The sequence below is a fragment of the Arhodomonas sp. KWT genome (assembly GCF_010993615.1).
Genome location: NZ_WNXE01000886.1, coordinates 1 through 698, shown reverse-complemented (window position 1 = coordinate 698; position 698 = coordinate 1). Strand labels below are relative to the sequence as shown.

The 698-nt window shown below is 70.2% G+C and carries 1 protein-coding gene; it reads right to left on the bottom strand.

The features are described 5' to 3' along the window. The coding region (locus tag G7A99_RS23070; RefSeq protein WP_163144383.1) for a DUF294 nucleotidyltransferase-like domain-containing protein at positions 1 to 698 on the bottom strand (698 nt) is incomplete at both ends.

Genomic DNA, 698 nt, shown 5'->3' with positions numbered 1-698 from the left:
AGCCGCCGCCACTCCTGCAGACTCAGGCACAGCTCCGGGTTGCTGGCCATGATGTTGCCCTTGCACAGGTCGAAACCGCAACGGTCCAGGGCCTCGTTGATCTCCCGGGCGAGCGGCAGCAGCGCCTCGCGGACCTCGTCCGCCGGACGGGCGCCGGGATCGAAGAGCATGCCGTTGTCCTGGTCGGTGTGCAGGGTCTGCTCGCCGCGGCCCTCGCTGCCGAAGGCCATCCAGGTGAACGGTGCGGCGGGCTCGCCGTGAGCGCCCACGCACAGCTCGATGACCCGTGCCACGGTACGGTCGTTGAGCAGGGTCAGTACCCGGGTGATCTGGTCCACCCCGGCACCGTGCCCGAGCAGGGCATCGATCAGCGGCGGGATGTCGGCGCGGACCGCGACGATGCCCGCGACGTCCACGGCGTTGTTGAGCGCGCGCATGACCTGCACGACGTTCACCCGCTGGCGCGCGAACAGGTCCCGCTCGGAGACCACTCCGACGATGCGCTCACCGTCCATCACCGGGATGTGCCGGATATGGTGCTGGGCCATGAGGATCACCGCCTCGAACGCCAGCGCATCCGCCGGGAGGGTCCGGGGATCGGCGCTCATCACCCCGTCAACCCGGGCCTCCAGCGAGCCGCCGTCGGCAACCACGCGGCGCAGGTCATGCAGGGTGAAGATCCCGAGAAGCCCGCCGCC